Here is an 18,818-nt window from a genome sequence, read left to right on the forward strand (position 1 = left end):
CGCTTCGGCCAGGCTTTGCCCCACCGGAGTGATGATGCGGCTGCCGCCGTAATATCTCAGCCCGTTTTCAACGCCTGCATGGTTGGCATAAAGCAGCCACATCCCGTTTTCGAAAGCGCGCGCGGGCATCACCTCGCGCGATACGTTTCCCCACTGCTCCGACAGCGCCGTGGGCACGAACAGAACCTCGGCCCCGGCCAAGGCCGCCGCGCGCGGCCCCTCGGGAAATTCCGCGTCGTAGCAGATGAGGATAGCGCAGCGCAGTCCGGCAAAGTCGAAAAGGGCACAGCCCTGCCCCTCGCTGAAATGCCCCGTCTCGGGGCCTGGCGGGATCGCCAATTTCCGGTGATGGGCGATGCGTCCTCCCGGCCCAATCACCTGTGCAGCGTTGAAAACATGGGGCCCCGCCCGCTCGGCATAGCCGTAAAGCACCGCCGTTCCGGTCCTCACCGCCAATGCCTCGACGGCCTGCGCAAAGGGCCCGTCGGCGGTTTCCGCCAGCCGCGCCAACTCGTCGCCGATGTGATAGCCGCAGGCAAAGAGTTCGGGGCAAACCACGAGGTCCAGCCCCTGCCCCGCGATGGCGTCTTCCAGCATCTCCAGGCGGTCGGCCCGGCTCAGCCCGGCCCCGTCGCTTTGGAACACGCCCGCCTTCATGGCAATTGCCCGGAATAGAGGATCTCGCGCGGGTAGTCGGTCAGGTAGTCGGCGCCGGTCTCGGTCACCACGATGGAATCGCCGATGCGCCCGCCGCACTGCCCATCGAGCGAAATGCCCCCATCGACGGCAAAGGTCATCCCCGGTTGCAGCACCGTCCGGTCGCCCGCCTTCAACTCGGGCGCTTCGAGATAGCTCATGCCGATCGAGCGTCCGGTCCGGTAGCCGGTCTCGTATCCCCTGTCCCGGTAGACGGCATTCGCGGCCTCGGCCACGCTTTCAGCGGTGACCCCCGGCCGGATCGCCGCGATGGCCGCCTGCTGCGCGTCAATGGCGGCCTGTTGCACGCGGATGGCCGCGCCGCTGGCATATTCGATGAAGAACATCCGGTCGAAACCCAGCTTGTAGAGCTTGAACTGCGCCATGTTGCAGAAACAGAAATAGACCGGGTCGCCCGGGGCCAGCCGTTTCACGCTGGCACGGCGATGCACCATCGAGGTGTCGCTGCCCGATTGCATGATCTGCAATCCCTGGATCATGGGCGACACGAAGGCTTCCCACCCCTTGTCGGTCAAGAACCCCGCTGCCTTGCGGGTTCCTGCGTCGATCACGGCCAAAGCAGCCTCGTATTCCGGCACACCCGCCGCCAGCGCGCCATGGGCAGCCCCCATCATGGCACCCGCAATCTGGCCCGCCTGGCGCATGACCTCGATCTCGGCGGGCGACTTGATCATCCGCATCGCACCAAGGATGGGCGAGACATCGGTCAGGGTCGTGTCCGGCCTGCGCTCGTCGAACCAGTTGCGCAAAGGGGCGGGCAGCGTGGCTTTCTCGACCGCCACCCGACGCGCATTGCCCAGAACACTTGGCAGCACATGCACCCAGTGATTGTTGCCCATGTCCTCCCAGGTCACGATCTGATCGACCCAGGTCATCGCGGCCACCATCTCGCTTTCCATGAGCGGCGTGACCACGACCGGGTCGGCATCCGGGCGCACGACGAGCGCCGTGGGTCGCCCGAATTCAACCGACAGATAGCCCCAGAACCCGGCGAGATAGCCGATCGAGGCTTCATCCGTGATCAGCGCGACCTCGACCCCTGCCTCGGCCAATCGCTGCTGAAACCGCGCGTGCCTGTCCCTGGCTTCCTCAAGCATCTGCTACCCTCCCTTGCCGAGGTCCAGCCTGCGCCACGGGTCCGCGCGCGCATGCCCGTTCGCGCCTTTTTCATGTCGCTCCGGGACAAGTGCGGGCAAACCCCGCCCGCAGGGCCGGCCCCCGTCGACGCGCCAGCGGCGCGGCGAAACTGCCTCGGGGCCGGTCTGACCGTTCAGGCCGCCACCGACTTGCGGACCATGTCCCAGTAAATGCCTTCCACGTCGGCGCGCTTCAGCCGTCCGCCCTCGCGATACCAGGTGTTCACGCCGGTCAGCATGGCAATGATCGCCATCGTGGCCAGCTTGCTGTCGGCCACCGCAAAGTCGCCGCTGTCCTGTCCGCGTGTCAGGATTTCCTGCAGCCGGTTCTCGTATTGCCGCCGCAGCCCCTCGATCACCGCGAAATTGTCCGGCTCGAGGTTGCGCAGTTCCATATAGGCGATGAAAACCAGCTCCGGACGGTCCAGGTGATAGTGGATATGGTGGCGGCAGAACGCCTCCAGCTGCGCCAGCGGCGTGCCCTCTGGCACTTGCCAGTGGCTCAGCAGGTGCTCCAGGTGCTCCCGCATCAGATCGAATAGCAGCGTCTGCTTGTCCGGGGTGTAAAGATAGAGCGCGCCCGCCTGCACCCCCACCTCCTTGGCAATCTGGCGCATCGACACGGCGGCAAAGCCGTGCCGGGCGAAGAGCCGCAGCGCGGCGTCGCGGACCTTGGGGCCGGTGGTTTCGGCGTGGGAACCCTGTTTGCGTGCCATGGGCGCAGGGTAGCGGCTCATGCGCTATTTGAACAGATGTTCAATTCGCCTTCCTGCTGGACCTTCCCCGCCCCGGCGGGCTATCACGGGGGCGCAGCTGCCACCACCGGACCCGTCATGCGTGCCCTTCTGATCCTGACCGCCCTATTCCTGGTTTCGGCCTGCTCCTTGCGGGCCCCCGAAATCGACCGGGCGATGAGCGCGCAGAGCCGCAGCGCGGACTGGCCGGAACTGGTGCCGCTCGGCCCCCTGCTGGCCGGGGATGCCGCTCTTGCCCCCCGCTCGGCGGATATCGAGGGGCGCAGCCTTCAGTGGCGCGCTGCCGATCTCAGGCGGCGGGCGGCCCTGCTTCGCGCGGTCCGGCTCGATTAAGCCCGCAAGGCGCGTTGCGCCGCCCCGCCAATGCCGCTAACAGGTTCTGCGAACAGTATCGCTACCAGAGCCGGAGGACCCCGCATGACTGACCCGCTTCGCCTTGGCATTGCAGGGCTTGGCACCGTGGGTGCCGGCGTCGTGAAGATCGTGCAGACCCATGCCGACATGCTGGCGGCCCGCAGCGGCCGCCCGATCGCGATCTCGGCCGTATCCGCCCGCTCGCGCGACAAGGATCGCGGCATCGACATTTCCGGCTACGCCTGGGAGGACGACCCGGTCGCCCTGGCCAAGCGTGACGACGTGGATGTGCTGGTTGAACTGATGGGGGGCGAAGACGGCCCCGCAAAGGCCGCGACCGAGGCCGCCCTTGCCGCTGGCAAGGACGTGGTGACGGCCAACAAGGCCATGCTGGCCCATCACGGGCAGGCCCTGGCCGAAACCGCCGAGGCCGCAGGCCGCGTGATCCGCTTCGAAGCTGCCGTTGCCGGCGGCATCCCGGTGATCAAGGCCCTGACCGAAGGGCTGGCGGGCAACCAGATTTCCCGCGTCCTGGGCGTAATGAACGGCACCTGCAACTACATCCTGACCCGGATGCAGTCGGCGGGGCTCAGCTATGACGAGGTATTCGAGGAAGCCAACCAGCTTGGCTACCTGGAGGCCGACCCGAATCTCGACGTGGGCGGCATCGACGCCGGCCACAAGCTGTCGCTTCTTTCTGCCATCGCCTTCGGCACCCAGGTCGATTTCGACGGTGTGGCATTGGAAGGGATCGGCCAGGTCACCATCGAGGACATCAACCAGGCCGCCGAGATGGGCTTCCGCATCAAGCTGCTTGGCGTGGCGCGTATGACGGGCCGTGGACTGGAACAGCGCATGACGCCCTGTCTGGTGCCCGCGCGCAGCCCGCTTGGCCAGCTGGAAGGCGGCACCAACATGGTGGTTCTGGAAGGCGATGCCGTGGGCCAGATCGTGCTGCGTGGCGCCGGTGCGGGCGAAGGCCCCACGGCCAGCGCCGTCATGTCCGACGTGATCGACATTGCCCGGGGCACCCGGCTGACCACCTTCGGCCAGCCCGTGGCCACTCTGGTCAAGGCCAACCGGGCCGCCGTGGCGACCGCCGCGCCCTATTACCTGCGTCTCACGCTCAAGGACAAACCCGGCGCGCTGGCCAAGGTCGCCGCCGTGCTGGGCGATTGCGGCATCTCCATCGACCGGATGCGCCAGCGCAGCCACGGCGGATCGGACGCACCGGTGCTGATCGTGACCCACAAGGTTGCCGCGCCCTCGCTTCAGGACGCGCTGACCGCGCTGCCCAAGACCGACGTGGTAATCGGCCAGCCCGTCGCCCTGCGGATCGAGAACCTCTGATCTGATCCGGCCCGGCCGGGCGGCCCAATCGCCCGGCCCCTGCGCAAACGCCGCATCCGGGGCACTGCGGCTTGTCGGAGCCCCCCCGCGCGCGATACACCCTTTGCCAAACGCCCCAAGCGAAACTGGAAGCTTCCCATGTCTCACCCCACCGATTTCAACGACCGCATGCTATCTCTCGGCCTTGCCCGCGTGTCCGAAGCGGCGGCCATCGCCTCGGCCAAGCTGATCGGACGCGGCGACGAGAAGGCGGCTGACCAGGCGGCCGTGAACGCCATGCGCGACCAGCTCAACATGCTCGATATCGCCGGTGTCGTGGTGATCGGGGAAGGCGAACGCGACGAGGCCCCGATGCTCTATATCGGCGAAGAGGTCGGCACCGGAGAAGGCCCGGCGGTGGACATCGCGCTCGACCCGCTGGAAGGCACCACGCTGACCGCGAAGGACATGCCGAACGCGCTGACCGTCATCGCCATGGGGCCGCGCGGCTCGATGCTGCATGCCCCCGACACCTACATGGAAAAGCTGGCAATCGGGCCGGGCTATCCCGAGGGGATCGTGACGCTGGACATGGACCCGGCCACGCGCGTCTCGGCGCTGGCCAATGCCAAGCGCTGCCAGCCCTCCGACATCACCGTCTGCATTCTGGAGCGTCCCCGCCATGAGCAGATGATCGAGGAGGTGCGCGGCACGGGTGCCGCGATCCGTCTGATCACCGACGGGGACGTGGCCGGCGTCATGCATTGTGCCGAACCCGACGTGACCGGGATCGACATGTATATGGGCCGGGGCGGCGCGCCCGAGGGCGTGCTGGCGGCCGCCGCACTGAAATGCATGGGCGGCCAGATGTTTGGCCAGCTGGTCTTCCGCAACGATGACGAGCGCGCCCGTGCGGCCAAGACGGGCATCACCGACCTCGACCGGATCTATTCGCGCGACGAGATGGTGACCAAGGACGTGATCTTCTCGGCCACTGGCGTGACCAACGGCTCGATCCTCAATGGCATCAAGCGCGAGGTGGGCTGGCTGACGGTGGAAACGCTGCTGATGCGCTCCAAGACCGGGTCGGTGCGCAAGATGGTCTACCGCAACCCCTCGCGCTGAGGCATGGGCGAGGCGTTTCTCGACGTTGACCGCTCGATCACCGGTCGCCGGTGGGTCGGGCTTGACCCGGTGCAGGAACGGCTGGCCGACGCGCTGGCACAGAGCGCGCGCCTGACCCCGCCCCTCGCGCGGGTGCTGGCACGTCGGGGGGTGCTGCCAGAAGAGGCCGAAAGCTTCCTGGCGCCTGCCTTGCGCAACCTGCTGCCCGATCCCCGCAGCTTGCGCGACATGGAAACCGCCGCAGCGCGGTTCCTGGAGGCCGTGAAAGGGCGTCAGCGGATCGCGGTCTTTGCCGATTACGACGTGGATGGCGGCAGCTCGGCCGCCCTGCTGATTGATTGGCTACGCCAGATGGGCCTTGGCGCGACGCTCTATGTTCCCGACCGGATCGACGAGGGCTATGGCCCGAACGAGGCCGCGATGGCGGCCCTGGCCCGCGACCATGACCTGATCATCTGCGTCGATTGCGGAACCCTGTCCCACGGCCCGATCGCGGCGGCCACGGGCGCCGACGTGATCGTGCTCGACCACCATCGCGGCGGGGCAGAGCTGCCGCGCTGCGTCGCCGTGGTGAACCCCAACCGGCTGGACGAAGATGGCAGCCTGGGCCATCTCTGCGCCGCTGCGGTCGTCTTCCTGATGCTGGTGGAGGCCAACCGCCAGATGCGCGCCGAGGGGGCCACGGGGCCCGACCTCATGGCGATGCTGGATCTGGTGGCGCTGGCCACCGTCGCAGACGTGGCGCAACTGACGGGCGTCAACCGCGCCTTCGTGCGTCAGGGGCTGACGGTCATGGGGCGGCGCAACCGGGCGGGGCTGGTCGCCCTGTCGGACGTGGCTCGGCTCGACCAGGCCCCGACATCCTATCACCTCGGCTATGTCATTGGCCCGCGCGTGAATGCCGGCGGGCGCATCGGCGAAGCCGACCTGGGCGCGCGCCTCCTGGCGACCGCCGATATCGGCGAGGCGATGGCGCTAGCCAAGCGGCTCGACGATCTCAACACCGACCGCCGCGCGATCGAGGCCGCGGTGCGCGACGCCGCGCTGGCGCAGGCCGAAACCCGCGGACTGGAGGCCCCCCTGGTCTGGGCCGCCGAGGATGGCTGGCATCCCGGTGTCGTGGGTATCGTGGCCAGCCGCCTGAAGGAGGCCACCAACCGCCCCGCCGTGGTGATCGGCTTCGATGGGGACGAGGGCAAGGGATCGGGCCGGTCGATCACCGGCGTGGACCTTGGCGCCTCGATCCAGAAGCTGGCCGCCGAGGGGCTGATTACCAAGGGGGGCGGGCACCGCATGGCAGCGGGGCTGAGCCTCACACGCGCTCAGCTTGGACCGGCGATGGACCGGCTGTCGGAACTGCTGGAGCGCCAGGGCGCGGGCGATGCAGGCCCGGCGGACCTGCGCGTCGATGGCGTGCTCATGCCCGGCGGCGCGACGGTGGAGTTGATCGACCAGTTGGAAACCGCAGGCCCCTTCGGCGCCGGTGCATCCGCCCCGCGATTCGCCTTCCCGGCGCAGAGCATTCGCTTTACCCGGCCCGTGGGTGACGGACATCTCAAGATAAGCTTCTCGGACGGTAGCCCGGTGGTTCTGGACGCCATCGCGTTCAATGCCGCCGCAAGTGGCCTCTTGCAGGCACTGGAGGCCCATGATGGACGTCCCTTCCACCTGGTCGGACGCCTTGAAATCAACCGCTGGCAGGGCCGACAGAGCGTGCAGTTGAAGCTGGAAGACGCCGCCCAGGCCTGAGCGGAAAAAATTGCAGGTGGCATGAATTTTCCCCTTGCACGGGTCACGGGCATTTCATAAACACCGCCTCACGCCAGCCAAGGCGCGGGTCAAACCGCCCACGGCAGCGTCTGAGTGGCCCGTTCGTCTATCGGTTAGGACGCCAGGTTTTCAACCTGGAAAGAGGGGTTCGATTCCCCTACGGGCTGCCACTTATCTCCTTGTAGATCACGTTGGAGCGATTGCCCCGCAGGCAGCCACCTGGAGTTTCCCGGTCTGTGCTATTCCTTGAGAAAACGTCGGTTAAACTTGCGCTCGCCATCAGGTTTAATCCCGATGCCGAGGTCTCAGACGAGCGGTTCTGTCGACAAGACAGCCAAGTGATTATCTCGACCTCTCAGATTGGGAACGGGCTTAAGGGATACAGCCTTGCGATAGCTTTCCGGAAAGAGATAGCGCAACGGGTTTGAAGCAGAGGTAAAACCGCTGGCAGTGAGACGGTCCGGCAAACCCGGTGATGGCGCAAACTCATAAAAGTGCCTGTATCCAATATCTTCCAAGAGAGACAAGGTGCCCTCCCCCAAGGCCGGGTCCAGGCGATACATCGCTTCCATAGCGATGACAGGCTTGAAACGGGATATTGTTGATCGCGCACCTTGAAGTGCTTCGTATTCGTGCCCTTCCACGTCCAGCTTGATGAAATCCAAACGCTCTAGCGCGAGGGAAGGCATCAACTCATCCAGCGGCCGCACGTCCACCGATATGTCAGCCGCCTCCCCTTCCGTCGCAATATGAGCAAGACCATAGTTGGGGAAGTTGATGACAAAGGGCAGTTGCGCGATCCGGTCGGAAAGACCGATATTGTGGCATTCGATGTTCCGTCCGAAGGTGTTGGCCATCAGGACATGAAACACGATCGGATTTGGCTCGAATGCAATGACCTTCGAAAAGCGATTGGCCATGAAAGAGGTGTGGTTTCCGATGTTCGCGCCAATGTCGAGGGCAATTGCCTGTTCCGGAAACTTGGTGAAGACTTCTCGTTCCAGAGCGAGCAGCAAGTAACGTTCGAACAGGCCATCTAGGATGACACGATTTGAAACGCTGTCCCCTAGCAAGACGGCGCGCATGCCGGTCTCGTGTGGGTTTTTCTTGTAGCGACGCAAGAAAAATTTGGTCGCGGCTCTAAGAATCGTCATCTTGGTCCCCTTTGACAGGATCAAGACAGCCCCTTGATCTGCACGTCAGTTTTTCGGAGACAGGGCTAGCGTAAATTTATAAAGCGATCCATCGAAAAGGCTGGAGCCTAGACTGCTGGTTCGTGTCGCTTCATTGTCTTTATGTGATTGCGGTTACTCGGACCTGTCCGCATTGGGAGTCTGGTGAAGGCTCTCATTCGACTAGGAATGACCGCCCCGAACGAAGGACCGCCGCCATGACCCGCATCACCCTTCTCAATGGCCCCAACCTCAACCTTCTGGGCGAGCGCGAACCGCATATCTATGGCGCGACCACGCTGGCGGCGATCGAGGCCAGTTGCGGGGATCTTGCGGCCTCGCTCGGGATCGAGTTGCACATGGCACAGTCCAACCGGGAAGGCGATCTGGTCGAACTGATTCACCGCGAGCGGGGTATCTCCTCGGCTCTGATCATCAACCCGGCGGGGCTGTCCTTTCACTCCGTGGCGCTCTTCGACGCGATTAAGGCCTTCGACGGGCCCGTGATCGAGTTGCACATCTCCAACATTCACGCGCGCGATGCGCAGCATCGCCACTCGATCCTGTCCGCGGCCGCAACAGCCGTGATCTGCGGGCTTGGCGCTTACGGGTATAGCGTTGCCGTGCTGGCAGCTGCACGGCTTGCGGGCGCCCTGCCCGACCATCTGCCAGAACCGTTGCGGATCGGTCCGCGCTGAGCCACGCCCGTATCAGGGCTTGTAGAAATCCGATGTCTTCTGCCGCCCGGCCAGCCACCAGCCCGATTGCGCCGGCCAGGTCGCAAAATCGGTGTCATATCCGAGATCGCGCGCGGCATGCAGGGCCCACATGGGATCGACCAGCGCCTCGCGTCCGATCGCGATGAGGTCGGCCCTGCCTTCGGCCAGGATCGCCTCGGCCTGCACGGGATGGGTGATGAGCCCCACGGCCATCGTGGTCATGTCGGCATCGGTCCGCACCCTCTCGGCATAGGGCACCTGGAAACCCGGTTGACGCTTCTGCCCACCTGCGGCCGTCGCCGCGCCTGCGATGCCGCTGGACGAACAATCCATCACGTCGACGCCCGCCGCCTTCAGTTCGCGGGCGAGGACAACCGTGTCATCGAGCGTCCAGCCCTCGGGCGTGCCATCGACGGCAGAGGTCCGGAAGAAGAGCGGAAGCTCCCCGGGCCATTCCGCACGCACGGCCTCGGTGATTTCCAGTGCCAGACGCATACGGCCCTTGAGATCGCCGCCATAGGCATCCGTCCGCTTGTTCGACAGCGGCGACAGGAAGCTGTGCACAAGGTAGCCATGCGCCCCGTGGATTTCGACGATCTTGTAGCCCGCCTCACGCGCCCGGCGCGTCGCGGCCACGTAATCCTCCACAAGCGTCGCGATCTCGGCCACCGACAGCTCATGCGGCACCGGCCAGCCTTCGGCGACCGGCAGCGGTGAGGCCCCGACCGGGGTCCAGGGCATGTCCCCGCGCGCGAAATCGGCCTCGTTCAGAGGGCCATTTCCGAACCAGGGGCGTTGCATGCCGGCCTTGCGCCCGGCATGGCCCAGTTGCACGGCGGGAATGGCCCCGTTGCGCAGGGCAAACTGCGCCACCCGTGCATGGCCCGGAATCTGCGTATCGGCCCAGAGACCGGGGCAGCCATGGGTGATCCGACCGCATTTCTGCACTGCGGTCGCCTCGGTGAAGACGATCCCGGCACCGCCGATGGCGAAACGCCCAAGCTGAACGAGGTGCCAGTCCTCCATATGCCCCTCATGCGCAGAATACTGGCACATGGGCGAGATCACCACGCGATTTCGGGTTTCGATCCCCCGCAGGGCAAGGGGTTGGAACAGTTTGGGAATTGCGGACATGGTGCCTCGTGCCTGTTGATTGACACGGACCATTACACACCCGCCCCGCAACGGGAAGGCCCGGTAGGATCAGGCCGCGCCGATGCCCTCCAGCCCGAGCATCTCGTCCATGCGTGCGCGGTCGGCCAGGAACTGAATGCCTGCTACATCGAGCCCTTGCTCCACGGCAGCAAGGTCTTCGTTTTCCGCGGCGCGTTCAATGTCGATGAAGATCGCCCGCAGATCTGTCAGCCCGATCAGCGCCGAGGTCCCTGCCATCTTGTGACTGAGGGCACGGATGTCATCATGGAGAGCCTCCCGCCCGGCCATTTCACGCAGCTCATCCAGCGCGTCAGACAATTCGGCATGCGCCTTGCCGATGATCGTGCGGGCGCGGTCGGCCCCCAGAAGCTCGATCAGCGCCGCAGCGGCGTCCTCCTCTTCAGGGTCGGAACCGGACGTGGCGGGGGCGAGCGACGCCAGCAGCTCGCGCAGGCGATCCTTGCTGATGGGCTTGACCACCGCATCAGACATCCCCGCCTCTCGGAACCTGTCAACCTCGCCGGGCAGGGCATGCGCGGTCAGGGCCACGATGGGGGTGCGGGCGTTCGGCCCGTTCCCCGCCCTGATCCGTTCGGTCGCTGCAATCCCATCGAGGCGCGGCATGCTGATATCCATCAAGATCAGATCGAAGGCGCGCTCTTCTGCCCGCTCGACGCCAGCCAGGCCATCGACCGCCTCGGACACGGCACAGCCAAGCCCCTGAAGCATCTCGCGCGCGACCATGCGGTTGATCTCGTTATCCTCGACCAGCAAGACAGAGAGGTCAGTTGCAACCGGATCCTGCGACGCAGTGGCTTCTGCCTCGGCGATCGGGCTCAGCGCACCGCGCATCGCCGGTAGCGGGATATCCATCCAGAAGATCGTGCCTTCCCCGAGGCAGCTTTCGACCCCGATTTCACCGCCCATGACGCCAACCAGACGCCGCACGATCCCCAGGCCAAGCCCGGTTCCCTCGACCTCGCGGCGGTAGGACGTATCCAGGGTCACGAAATCCTCGAAAATGCGGTCGAGGTTTTCTTCGGCGATGCCGATCCCGGTATCGGTCACCCGGAAATGCACCAAGTCGCCTTCAAGGCGCTCTGCTTCAAGCGTGATGGTGCCGTTGCGGGTGAACTTGACGGCATTGGCCACGAGATTGATCAGAACCTGCTGGAGGCGCACGGGGTCGCCCTGCACGACGCCAATGGCGCGGGCCTCCTCGGCCACCTCGATGCGGTTCTGCCGGGCCTCGGCCTGAACCCGCTGACCTTCGGCCACCTCTTCCAGCAAAGCGCCTGGATCGAAGGGCTCGCGCGCGGCCTGGGTCTTGCCAGCATCGGTGCGGGAAATGTCCAGAACCGTGTTCACATGGTTTAGAAGCAGCCGGCCCGAGCTGTCCATCACCTGGACGTAGTCGCGTTGCTTGTCCGTCAGCTTCGTTTCGGCGATCAGTTGCAGACTGCCCAGAATACCGTTGAGCGGCGTGCGCATCTCGTGGCTCATGACCGCCAGCAGGCTCGCCTTGGCCTTTTCACCGGCAAGGGCCCGGTCGCGGGCTTCGACGAGTTCCTGTTCGGCTTGAACACGCTCTGAAATGTCCCGGATATAGGAGACGAAGATCTCTCCATCCTCGCTTTCCGCGGTCGAAAGCGACATCTCGACCGGGAAAAGACGGCCGGATTTGTCCACCGCTTCCAGCTGGACAAGCCCCGCGTCGATCACCCGCTTCTTGCCGGTGCTCAGATAGCGGTTCATCCCAGCGTGATGGGCCGCCCTGAGATGCTCGGGCACGATCAGCTCGGCAAGGCTCTGCCCGATCGCTTCTTCCGGGGCATAGCCGAAGATGCGCTCAGCGGCCCCATTGAAATCGAGGACAACCCCGATCTGATCGACCACGAGAATGCCATCAAGCGACGTGGTCACGATCGAGCGCAGATGGCTTTGCGCCGCCCGGATTTCAGAGGTGCGCCTCTGTCCTTCCGCCAAGGACCGCATCAGCGCCAGCACCACGCCGATCAGTCCGAGGAAGAGAAGGATGGCCAGAATGGCAAGATCAAGCAGGGCATTGGCGACGCGCGAGCGCTGCGTCTCGGAGTCCTCGGCAAAGACCCGCACCCCCGCCAGGGAAATCGTGCGCAGATCCTCGCGCAGGGCCTTAACCTCTTCGCAGAGCGACTCCAGCGCGGCGGCAAGCTCTTCTGCCGGGCCATCAATCAGGGGAACCGTGTCATTGAGAAAGGTCGTGATCCGCGCCAGCGCTGCGTGCACCTCGGGGTCGGCGCGCACGTCAACGAAGTTGCGGGAACTGTCCAGCAGGGAAATCCGCGAATAGAACACGTCGAAACGCGTACGCACATCGCGCAGGCTCGTCAGATCCTCCGGATCGGCTGATAACAGCGCGTTGGCAAAGATCAGATGCTCGACTTCGGCCTGCGCCAAGAGCCATTGCATGCTGTCGGCATTCGCCACCGCGAGCGCATCAATTTCACGGCGGGCATCTGAACTGAGCACCCAGACCCCGATGGAACAGGCCGTCACCGCGACAAGCGCGGCGAAGTATCCGACCCAGGATATTCCACGTTGGCTGGCAGAAACTCGCATACCTAATCTTCACTCGCCAAGCGGCGCAAAGCAATCACTGCACGACGTCGATGCGAACAAGCTGCCAGATGCTACGGGCGTAAATCACTTCGGATTGATAGTCGGCATTGCTGTCGTAGGGATAGACGATCCAAAGCGGGCCGTTGTTGCGAACGCTCATCACCTCACCATTTCGCGCATAGGCGATGATCGGCCCGCCTTCGACAGCATCCGCGACCGGAATCTCGACGACATAGTCATTGATCGCTGCTGCGTTCAGCGTTCCACCCTCGACGTCGAGCTCTGCCAGAAAGCTGTGCAGGGACACGCCGGTAAAGCTTTGCGCCCCCTCGGTCCAGATCGTCGTGGTTTCGAAACTGGTGACCGGCATGGCCTGAAGCTCTGCCATCGTGAACTCTGCGGGTTCGGCGGTTCCCGTGACCGTCAGGACAATCTCATCCTGGGCAAGTGCGGACTGCGCGCAAAACATGAACAGTGTCGCGGCAAACATGGCCCGGACCGTGGCTGCCGCGCTCACCTTAAAGAGAGTTTTCATTCATTTCCCCTTGATTTCAAATCGCTTCACGCAGCTCGCATGCGCGTTCGATTGTTGGCACGAAAACGGGATAAAATCACCTGAGCCTACGAATAGTATTGTATACTTTGGTATAGGTTTCTGCACGTACGCGTGCTGTGCACTCACTGCCAATTGGAAACTAAAGAATATCCACGCACGCTTGTTTTCTGGGAAAAAGGATCAGCGGTCGGTTCCAATGCGGTAGTCGGTGTTATAGGCTAATGCAAAGAAAGGCTTCAGGAAGAAGAGCGCATGAAAATCCTTATCGCAGATGATCACGACCTTGTGCGAGACACCCTTGCGATGTTTCTGAAGTCAGAAGGCATTTCCGAAGTGCTGACAGCGAGTTGCACCGACGACGCCGTGGCGCTGATCGCCAAGGAAGGCACGTTTGACCTGGTCCTTCTCGACTACCAGATGCCCGGGATGGAAGGGCTGAACGGGTTGAAGCGCGTGAAAGCCGCCAACGGGGATGGCCCGGTGGCAATCCTTTCGGGCAACGCGACCCCCGCCATTGCCCACGAGGCCATTCATGGCGGTGCCATCGGTTTCATCCCCAAGACGCTTGGCGCGAAATCCATCGTCAGTGCCATTCGCTACATGGCAGATGGCAAGATTTTCCTGCCTTTCGACTACATGCACGTGGCCCAGGCCGAAAAGGTCGGCAACCTGACCCGCCGCGAAACGGACGTGTTGCGCGGCCTGTGCGAGGGAAAATCCAACAAGGAGATCGCCCGCGACCTCGACCTGCAGGAAGTGACGATCAAGCTGCATGTCAAAACGCTGTGCCGCAAGCTCGACGCCAAGAACCGCACTCAGGCGGCCCTGATCGCAAAAGAGCGCAACCTGCTCTGACAGGCTGCGCTCTGGAACTGCTCAATCTAAAGCTGGATCAGATGATGCCAAGCTCGCGGCTGACCATGGATGCGTGGGCCCGGTTGCGTGCGCCCAGTTTGCGGCAGATCGCGCGCATATGCATCTTGATCGTGACTTCGCTGACTCCAAGGTCGGACGCGATTTCCTTGTTCTTCATGCCCTCGGCTGCCCGCGACAGAACAGATACCTCGACAGTGTTGAGGTCTTCCCCGCGTCCGGTCTGAACGCTGCCTTCTGCCATCTTGAGCGGCATGAAGACCTGCCCCGACATAATGAGGTTCAGGATGCTGTCCAGCGACTTGATCGACAGGTCCTTTTCGATGATGCCATGGATGCCCAGTTCAAGCGCGGCCTTTGACAGCGGCGCATCGACATTGCCCGAGAAGATGACAACCTTGGCGCCATGCGCATTGTCGAGAGCGCTTTGAATGCTTTCAACGCCATGCATGCCCGGCATGCGCAGATCCAGCATCAGGATATCAAGATCGCCTTTCTTGAGACGCTCCAGGGCTCCTTCAAAATCCTTGACGATTTCAACGTCGTAAGTCCCGAGACCACTCAACATCGCAGAAACAGCTTCTGCCAGAAGCAGGTGATCATCTGCGATAAGAACTTTTGTTTTCCCGCCACTAGTGTTCAACACTGCCCAGCTCCTTCGATCTATTTCTTCGCTGGAAATAACCGCAGCGGTCCCGCTGAACGATCAAGGTGCGAAGTAGTTACACCATCATTACGCGCTGACATCTGCGCGACAGTTACCGAAGTAGTCCACAATTGGCACAATGACGACTGGCAAGAGGTATAGGAGATTACACCAATCGGCTATGCAAATTGCATCCAAAGACAACAACCCACCATTAAGTATACATATAGATTGTGATCATATCGAAGGATAGTGAAACGGGCTCCAAGTATCACAAAATGCTAAGAACCTTTACCGAAAACATAGGTGTCATCCGCCCGTTGCCCGTTCAACCCGCGCCAACACTTCCGGGGCAAGAGCGGGGTTTTCCCGCGCCTGTTCGACCGCCGCGCTCAGCGCGGCCCGGGCGATCGGGCTGAGATCAGCCTCGGCAAGTTCGGCAAGGAGGGCATCGGCGTCGAATGGGTCGCCGTGGCCTGCATCCGCTTCTTCCAGCTCTGCAGCTGCGGCGCCATCAACATCCTCTTCCGCCGCATCCTCCTGGGTGGGTTGCTCGCTGTCTTCAGGCGCCTCTGACGGCGCTGCCTCGGCCTGCGAAGGCTCCTCTGTGGGCTGATCCGTTGTTTCCTCCACGGGGGCATCCATGGTCGCAGCGGCCAATTGCGCCTCCAGCGCCGCAATGCGGGCCAGGCTGGCGTTCAGTTCTTCTGCAAGCCCGTTCATGGCGGCCTGCTGCTCGGCATCGGCGGCGTCAGCGCTAGCCAGTGCCCCCTGAAGCTCTGCCACCTGGGCCTGCAACGCGGCAGCGCTCGCCTCGGCCTCCTGCGCCCGGGCCTGCAAGGCTGCCGTCTCGGCCTGTCCCTCCATCGCGGTGGCAAGGTTGGTCTGCGCCACGTCCCGCGCGACAACCGCCGCGTCGCGATCGCCTTCTGCGGCGGTCAGCGCTGCCTGAAGATTGGCGACCTCGTTTTCCAACTCGACGATGCGGCCCAGTTGCGCGGCGTCGCCTTGCGGGAAATACCCCTCGCCCGAGCCCGTGGCGCCGCCTGCCGGGGTCACAGTTCCACGCTGACAGTCCCATTTGCCCGCATCCGGGCCGGAATCGATCTGAAGCCCGGTCTCGTCGATCAGGTAGGTCTGCCCCGCCTGCGAGATCGCATAGACCCCATCGGCCAGCATGGTCACGGTGCCGGACCCATCGGCCAGCTGATCGCCGGCGATATCGAAGCGCAGGGATCGCCCGTTGACGAGGCAGTCAAAGACCACACGCTCGGAGGCGCCAGCAACAGGCGCGTCTTCCGGCGGCCCGGCGAAAGCAGGGGCAGACAGAAGGGCAACGGATGCCAGCAGGGGCAGACGGACGGATACACGGGCCTTGGACATGGGGCCTCCCTATTAAATGCAGAACTGAAATCGAACGCCCTGAATTGGACGCCTCCCTTGCAAGGAGCCTAGTCAATCCTGTCCCGTCTGCAAAGCCTCCGCCTTGGCCACATGGGTTTTCACGGCCGCGAAGCTGTCGGGCGTGACGGAGATCGAGTCGATCCCTGCCTCGACCAGCAGTTGCGCGAAGGCCGGGTTGTTCGAGGGTGCCTGGCCGCACAGCCCGATCTTGCGCCCTGCCGCGCGGGCCTTCTCGATCACCGTGCGGATCATCCACAGCACCGCCGGATCGCTTTCATCGAAGAGGCTGGCCAGCCGGTCGCTGTCGCGGTCCACGCCCAGTGTCAGCTGGGTCAGGTCGTTCGATCCGATCGAGAATCCGTCGAAGCGGTCGGCGAATTCCTCGGCGCGGATGACATTGGCCGGGATCTCGCACATGACGAACACGTCAAGCCCCGCCTCACCGCGTTCCAGCCCCGCACCCTTCATCACGCCAAGCACCCGGTCTGCTTCGTCCGGGGTCCGGCAGAAGGGGATCATGACCGCAACATTGGCAAAGCCCATCTCTTCGCGAAGGCGCTTGATCGCCTTGCATTCCAGTTCGAACCCCGGCTGGTAGGCCGGATCGGTGTAGCGCGACGCGCCGCGGAAGCCGATCATCGGGTTTTCCTCGTTGGGCTCAAACGCCCGCCCGCCCAACAGGTCGGCATATTCATTGGTCTTGAAATCGCTCATGCGAACGATGACCGGATTGGGATAGGCAAAGGCCGCGATATGCGACAGGCCAAGCGCCAGCTGATCGACGAAATAGTCGCCCTTGTCGGCATAGCCCGCAGTCAGCGCCTCGATCTCGGCGCGCTCGGCAGGGTCGGAGACCTTGTCGAACTCGATCAGCGCCATGGGATGCACCTGCACCGCGTTGTTGACCACGAATTCCATCCGCGCGAGCCCCACCCCATCGGCAGGCAGCCGCCACCAGCGGAACGCGGCCGACGGGTTTGCCATGTTGAGCATGATCTTCGTGCGGGTCTGGGGCAGGGTCGAAAGGTCAAGCTCTTCCACCCCGACCTCGGCCAGCCCTTCGTGGATCAGCCCTTCCTCGCCCGCGGCACAGTTCACTGTCACGTCCTGCCCGTCATGCAGCAGATGCGTGGCGTTGCCGGTGCCCACGATGGCGGGCACCCCCAGTTCGCGGCTGACGATGGCTGCGTGCGACGTGCGCCCGCCATGGTCGGTGATGATCGCGGCAGCGCGTTTCATGACCGGCACCCAGTCGGGGTCGGTGGTCGAGGTGACAAGGATCGAGCCATCGACGAACCGGTCGATATCGGCCACGTTCTCGATCAGGCAGACCCGGCCCGTGGCAACCGCGTTGCCGACCGACAGGCCCTTGGCCAGAACCTTGCCTTCGCCGCTGACCGAGTAGTTGCGCAAAGCGCCCGCCTTGCGCTGGCTTTCCACCGTCTCGGGCCGGGCCTGCACGATGAACAACTCGCCCGTGTCGCCATCACGCGCCCATTCCATGTCCATGGCGCAGCCATAGTGACGCTCAATGGTGGCCGCCATACGCGCAAGCGACAGGATTTCCGCGTCGCTCAGCACCCAGGCCGCGCGCTCGGCTTTCGACGTGGGCACATTGCGCACAGGTCTGGCGCTGCTTGCATCGAGGATCATCTTGATTTCCTTGGCCCCTCGCCGCTTGCCCACGATTGGAGTCAGGCCCTTGTCGTCGAGGAAGGGCTTGAAGACCTGGTATTCGTCGGGGTCGACCGCCCCCTGCACCACGTTTTCACCAAGCCCCCAGGCCGCGTTGATCAGCACCACCTTGTCGAAGCCCGATTCCGTGTCGATCGAGAACATCACGCCCGAGCCGCCGGTATCGGCGCGCACCATGCGCTGCACGCCCACGGACAGTGCCACGCCCATGTGATCGAAGCCCTTCACCTCGCGGTAGCTGATCGCCCGGTCGGTAAAGAGCGAGGCAAAGCAGCGGCGGCAGGCGGCCAGAACGTCCGCCCCACCTGAGACGTTGAGGAAGGTTTCCTGCTGGCCTGCGAAACTCGCGTCGGGCAGGTCTTCGGCGGTGGCAGAGGACCGCACGGCGACCGCGACATCGGCCTTGCCGGCGGTCTCGCTGAGCCTGGCGTAGGAGGCAAGGATGTCGGCCTCGATATCGGCAGGCCAGTCGCCCGCGACGATCGCTGCCCGGATCGACGATCCGGCCTCGGCCAGCGTGATCTTGTTGGACTTCCAGCGCGCCAGCGTGTCCGCGATGTGCGCCTCAAGATCATTGGCCGCGATAAAGGCACGGTAGGCCCCCGATGTCGTCGCAAAGCCGCCCGGCACGGCGATCCCCTGCCCGGCCAGTTCCTGCACCATTTCGCCAAGGCTGCTGTTCTTGCCGCCAACCAGCGCCACGTCGGCGCGGCGCAATTCTTCGAATCCGATCACGTTGGGGGTGCTTGCGGTCATCTCATCCTCCTCATGCGCAAATGGCGCCGGTTCGAGGGGACGCTAACGCACCGCG

General features: G+C 63.9%; 16 protein-coding genes and 1 tRNA gene. 7 read left to right on the forward strand and 10 right to left on the reverse strand.

The genetic code is table 11. The features are described from left to right. The 3 genes from ACEQXV_RS19455 to ACEQXV_RS19465 all read right to left on the reverse strand — a co-directional run. On the reverse strand, positions 1–657 hold a 657-nt coding region (locus ACEQXV_RS19455), incomplete at its 3' end, for a nitrilase-related carbon-nitrogen hydrolase (protein WP_370270551.1). Beyond that, positions 654–1,814 (reverse strand): M24 family metallopeptidase, encoded by a 1,161-nt coding sequence (locus ACEQXV_RS19460; protein WP_370270553.1) that lies wholly within the window; start codon positions 1,812–1,814, stop codon positions 654–656. The genes ACEQXV_RS19460 and ACEQXV_RS19455, both read right to left, overlap by 4 nt. Positions 1,815–1,987: 173 nt before the next feature. Beyond that, positions 1,988–2,569 (reverse strand): TetR/AcrR family transcriptional regulator, encoded by a 582-nt coding sequence (locus tag ACEQXV_RS19465; RefSeq protein WP_370254387.1) that lies wholly within the window; start codon positions 2,567–2,569, stop codon positions 1,988–1,990. A gap of 36 nt (positions 2,570–2,605) precedes the next feature. On the opposite strand from ACEQXV_RS19465, the gene ACEQXV_RS19470 reads away from it, so the two are divergent. The 5 genes from ACEQXV_RS19470 to ACEQXV_RS19490 all read left to right on the forward strand — a co-directional run bounded on the left by ACEQXV_RS19470 (position 2,606) and on the right by ACEQXV_RS19490 (position 7,356). Beyond that, positions 2,606–2,941: a hypothetical protein gene (locus ACEQXV_RS19470; protein WP_370270554.1), complete on the forward strand. Its 336-nt coding sequence runs from the start codon at positions 2,606–2,608 to the stop codon at positions 2,939–2,941. Positions 2,942–3,025: 84 nt separating this feature from the next. Beyond that, positions 3,026–4,312, forward strand: coding sequence for a homoserine dehydrogenase (locus ACEQXV_RS19475; RefSeq protein WP_370254390.1), 1,287 nt, complete (start codon positions 3,026–3,028; stop codon positions 4,310–4,312). A 138-nt stretch (positions 4,313–4,450) separates the two neighbouring features. Continuing rightward, positions 4,451–5,416: a class II fructose-bisphosphatase gene (glpX, locus tag ACEQXV_RS19480; protein ID WP_370254392.1), complete on the forward strand. Its 966-nt coding sequence runs from the start codon at positions 4,451–4,453 to the stop codon at positions 5,414–5,416. Positions 5,417–5,419: 3 nt separating this feature from the next. Then, positions 5,420–7,165: a single-stranded-DNA-specific exonuclease RecJ gene (gene recJ, locus ACEQXV_RS19485; protein ID WP_370270556.1), complete on the forward strand. Its 1,746-nt coding sequence runs from the start codon at positions 5,420–5,422 to the stop codon at positions 7,163–7,165. Between the two features lie 116 nt (positions 7,166–7,281). Continuing rightward, positions 7,282–7,356 (forward strand) — tRNA-Glu (locus ACEQXV_RS19490). Positions 7,357–7,491: 135 nt separating this feature from the next. Here the strand turns inward: ACEQXV_RS19490 and ACEQXV_RS19495 are convergent. Then, positions 7,492–8,340: an FkbM family methyltransferase gene (locus tag ACEQXV_RS19495; protein ID WP_370254396.1), complete on the reverse strand. Its 849-nt coding sequence runs from the start codon at positions 8,338–8,340 to the stop codon at positions 7,492–7,494. Between the two features lie 236 nt (positions 8,341–8,576). Between ACEQXV_RS19495 and ACEQXV_RS19500 the strand changes: the two genes are divergently transcribed. Then, a complete protein-coding gene (locus ACEQXV_RS19500; protein ID WP_370254397.1) occupies positions 8,577–9,056 on the forward strand; it encodes a type II 3-dehydroquinate dehydratase in 480 nt (159 codons plus the stop codon). Positions 9,057–9,068: 12 nt separating this feature from the next. Here ACEQXV_RS19500 and ACEQXV_RS19505 read toward each other — a convergent pair whose 3' ends face one another. The 3 genes from ACEQXV_RS19505 to ACEQXV_RS19515 all read right to left on the reverse strand — a co-directional run bounded on the left by ACEQXV_RS19505 (position 9,069) and on the right by ACEQXV_RS19515 (position 13,368). Then, positions 9,069–10,211, reverse strand: coding sequence for an NADH:flavin oxidoreductase/NADH oxidase (locus ACEQXV_RS19505; RefSeq protein WP_370270557.1), 1,143 nt, complete (start codon positions 10,209–10,211; stop codon positions 9,069–9,071). A 69-nt stretch (positions 10,212–10,280) separates the two neighbouring features. Further along, positions 10,281–12,833, reverse strand: a complete 2,553-nt coding sequence (locus tag ACEQXV_RS19510; RefSeq protein WP_370254400.1) for an ATP-binding protein — start codon at positions 12,831–12,833, stop codon at positions 10,281–10,283. A gap of 34 nt (positions 12,834–12,867) precedes the next feature. Next, on the reverse strand, positions 12,868–13,368 hold the full coding sequence (locus tag ACEQXV_RS19515; RefSeq protein ID WP_370254401.1) for a molybdopterin-dependent oxidoreductase: 501 nt from the start codon (positions 13,366–13,368) through the stop codon (positions 12,868–12,870). A 273-nt stretch (positions 13,369–13,641) separates the two neighbouring features. Here ACEQXV_RS19515 and ACEQXV_RS19520 point away from each other — a divergent pair, with 273 nt between their 5' ends. Further along, positions 13,642–14,244 carry a response regulator gene (locus tag ACEQXV_RS19520; RefSeq protein WP_370254403.1) on the forward strand — a complete coding sequence of 201 codons (603 nt, stop codon included), beginning with the start codon at positions 13,642–13,644 and terminating at the stop codon, positions 14,242–14,244. A gap of 37 nt (positions 14,245–14,281) precedes the next feature. Here the strand turns inward: ACEQXV_RS19520 and ACEQXV_RS19525 are convergent, their stop codons facing one another. The 3 genes from ACEQXV_RS19525 to ppsA all read right to left on the reverse strand — a co-directional run bounded on the left by ACEQXV_RS19525 (position 14,282) and on the right by ppsA (position 18,763). Continuing rightward, positions 14,282–14,908, reverse strand: coding sequence for a response regulator transcription factor (locus ACEQXV_RS19525; protein WP_370254404.1), 627 nt, complete (start codon positions 14,906–14,908; stop codon positions 14,282–14,284). 309 nt (positions 14,909–15,217) lie between these two features. After that, the gene (locus ACEQXV_RS19530) at positions 15,218–16,291 is read right to left on the reverse strand and encodes a hypothetical protein (protein WP_370270558.1); all 1,074 of its coding nucleotides are present in this window, start codon (positions 16,289–16,291) and stop codon (positions 15,218–15,220) included. 72 nt (positions 16,292–16,363) lie between these two features. After that, entirely contained in the window at positions 16,364–18,763 is a 2,400-nt protein-coding gene (gene ppsA / locus ACEQXV_RS19535) for a phosphoenolpyruvate synthase (RefSeq protein ID WP_370270560.1), read from the reverse strand. Between the last annotated feature and the right edge of the window lie 55 nt (positions 18,764–18,818).

The sequence above is a fragment of the Nioella sp. genome, assembly GCF_964229645.1.
Taxonomy (GTDB): domain Bacteria; phylum Pseudomonadota; class Alphaproteobacteria; order Rhodobacterales; family Rhodobacteraceae; genus Nioella.